Here is a 3,161-nt window from a genome sequence, read left to right as displayed (position 1 = left end):
CCTCGCCCGCCGCGCCACCGGCAGCGCCGCCATCGACCGGCTGCTGGCCAAGCGCGACGCGACGCGTGAAAGCACGCTGCTCGACGAACACGTGATTCCGATGTTCATCGCCCCGCCCGACGTGTGCAGCGAAGCCGGACGCAGCGTTTTCTACGGCGTGGTGCAGACCACCAGCAGCGAGCTGGCCAGCACTCCGCCAGACACTGCCGCCCTGTTCGAGGGCTTCGGCCCCGACAGCACCGAGTTCACCGCCCACCTGGTCCAGCCCCTGCAAGGCCTCGCCTACGACTTTCCCGACGCCGGCAGCGTCTTCAATGCCGGCTACCTCGATACCCTGCAGTCGGCCACCGATCTGGCCCGCCAGCGCTTCCTGCTCTTGCTGCGCCAGCTGCACAGCGAATTCGACGCCTTCGGCAGCAGTGCCGACAGCCAGGCGATATTTGCCGAACTGCAGGCCATCACGCTCAGCTACAAGTTGCAGGCCGGCGAAAGCACGCCCCGCAGCATCGCCGCCGGCACCTTCCTGCAAAACGCCGTCGCCATGCTGCTGTTGCCCGACCCGCCAGCCGGCTCGCTGGAGATGCCGGCCAGCTGGCCGGGCATCGACGACAGCGCCCGCAAGCGCCTGGGCAACACCCTGTCGGCCGCCATGCAGGCCCGCTTCGCCACCGTCAAGGGCCGCCCCGGCCGCTTCGACGAACCCGACGCCCGCTACGTACTGCGCGCCTTCGTGCGCCTCAAGGCCGAAGGCGCCTGCCCGCCGCAAACCCTGTGGAGCGACTACAGCGAGCCCTTCGTAATCGCCCCCTGGTACGAAGGCACCGGGGCGCCCACGCAGATCACCCTGCCCGACCCGGACGAATTCCGCAGCCTCAAGCCCAACGTGTCCTTCCTGCTGCCCCCCAAGCTGCAAAGCCTGCTCGGCGGCAGCCCCAAGGACATGCTCGAGGGCAAGCTCAAGACCGGTGATGTAACGCTCGGCTGGATCTGCAGCTTCAGCATTCCGATCATCACCCTGTGCGCCTTCATCGTGCTGAACATCTTCCTGTCGCTGTTCGACCTGTTCTTCCGCTGGTCGGCCTTCATCAAGATCTGCATTCCCTTCCCCAAGATCAAGGGTAAATAAAGTGGACACCGTGGTGCGCCCCCTCATTGGCTGGCCGCTGTTCGCCCTCCCCGACGAAGACGGCCGGCTCGACTACCCGACGCTCGAAGACAGCGTGCGCCAGCTCATCCGGGTGGTCCTGTCGACCCGCCCCGGCGAGCAACTGATGCGGCCGGACTTCGGCGGCGGCCTCGACACCCAGCTCCATCAGCCCAACACCCCCGCCACGCGAAGCCGCATCCGCGATCTGGTGCGCGACGCGGTGGCCCGCTGGGAGCGACGCATCCTGCTCGACCGGGTCGAGGTTCAGGAGGTCGCCGGAGAGCCCGGCCACGTGCGCGTCGAGATCATCTACCGCCTCGCCCGCACCGGCGCCCCGGCCCAGCTGGGCCTGACCGTGCAGCTGGAAAGCTAGAGAGGATTTCGCCATGCCCATCCTGCCCCCCAGCCTCGACGACCGCCGCTTCGACGACCTTGTCGACGAACTGCTGGCGCGCATACCCGCCCACACGCCGGAATGGACCCACCCGCGCCTCGGCGACCCCGGCCGTACGCTGATCGAACTCTTCGCCTGGCTCGGCGACACCCTGCTGTACCGCGCCAACCTGATCCCCGAGCGCCAGCGCCTGGTCTTCCTCAAGCTGCTCGGCCAGCCGCTGCGCCCGGCCCTGCCAGCCACCGGCATCATCAGTCTGGCCTACGCCCAGGACACCGAACTGTCCACCAGCAGCCTAGCGCCCGGCGCCCGCCTGGCCGGCCCGGTGCCCTTCGAAACGCTCACCGAAACCACCGTGCTGCCGATCAGCGCCGAGGCGTACTACAAGCGCGCCCTCGACGACAGCGAGAACGCCCGCATGGCCGAAGTCATCGAGGGGCTCCTGAGCGTGCATTCGCTCAGCAAGGCCCAGGGCTACGAAACCACCCCGGTCTTCGACGGCGGCCGTGCCGTGCCGAGCGGCATCGACGTCTTCGCCCGGTCCGCCGACCGGGCCCTGTGGCTGGCCCTGCTGGCCCCGCCGGCGCCCCAGCCGGAACAGCAGGCGGCCCTCAACGACCAAGTGCGGCTGGCCCTCGGCGGCGGCGACAGCGGAGCCCCGGCGCTGCTCTCCATCGGCATCGTCCCGGCCCTGGCCCTGCCCGAGGATTTCGACGATTTCATCGCCGCCGCCAACCCGCCCGCCCCCGTTCCTGCCCTGTGGGAGATCACCGCCCCCGGCCCCCGCGGCAGCACCGACTACCTGACCCTCAAGCCGCAAAGCGGCAGCGACAGCACCGCCGGCTACACCCGCCCGGGCATCCTGCGCCTGGCGCTGCCCGACGAATCCCTGATCTGGGCCCCCGACAATGACGTCGAGGCCAACCCCCGGGCCGGCGTCGGCGACACCCCGCCGCGCCTCGACGACACCACCAAGGCTGTCCGCCTGATCGCCTGGCTGCGCCTGCGGCCCGAGCCGGGCAAGGGCGTGGACAGCCTCCCTCTCTCCTGGGTCGGCATCAACGCAGTCGCGATCGACCAGCGCGTTTCAGTCTCCAATCGCGTGCTAGGCGTTTCGAGCGGCGGCGCCGACCAGGTCTTTTCCCTTCCCATGAGCGCCTGCGACGCGGCCAGCCTGGCTATCGAGGTCGAGGAAACCGGGCTCGGCTACCGCGCCTGGACCCGCGTCGACGACCTCGCCGCGATCAGCCCCGATCCGCAGATCGCCCGCGGTGCGGCGGCCTTCGAACTCGACGCCGAAGCCGGCACCCTGCGCTTTGGCGACGGCGTGCGCGGCCGCGTGCCCGACGCCGGCATGCGCATCCGGCTGGTCAGCGGACGCTTTGGCGGTGGCAGCACCGGCAACCTGCCGCCGGCCAGCCTGAGCGCCATCACTGCCCGCCGGGTCAATGGCCTGGCTTCACCGGCCCTGAAAGTCCTGCAGCCCCTGGCCACCGCCGGCGGCGCCGAAGCCGAAACCCTGGCCGCCGCCGAAAAAGCCATTCCGGCCCTGCTGCGCCACCGGGAACGCGCCGTCACTGCCGCCGACTACCGCCAGCTGGCCCTCGACACCCCGGCCGT

Annotated in this window: 3 protein-coding genes; all 3 read left to right on the top strand. The window is 70.1% G+C overall.

Annotated features, from left to right (window positions below; translation table 11 throughout):
• The coding region (locus tag ETQ85_RS26495; protein WP_187394880.1) for a hypothetical protein at positions 1-1,126 on the top strand (1,126 nt) is incomplete at its 5' end.
• A 13-nt stretch (positions 1,127-1,139) separates the two neighbouring features.
• Positions 1,140-1,520 (top strand): GPW/gp25 family protein, encoded by a 381-nt coding sequence (locus ETQ85_RS25650; protein WP_246128916.1) that lies wholly within the window; start codon positions 1,140-1,142, stop codon positions 1,518-1,520.
• Between the two features lie 13 nt (positions 1,521-1,533).
• Positions 1,534-3,161: putative baseplate assembly protein (locus ETQ85_RS25645; protein WP_148581812.1), on the top strand; the 1,628-nt coding region annotated here is incomplete at its 3' end.

The organism is Zoogloea oleivorans (assembly GCF_008107625.1).
Classification (GTDB): Bacteria; Pseudomonadota; Gammaproteobacteria; order Burkholderiales; family Rhodocyclaceae; genus Zoogloea; species Zoogloea oleivorans.
The sequence above is the reverse complement of the archived record's forward strand: the minus strand, read 5'-3'. Positions and strand labels throughout refer to the sequence as shown.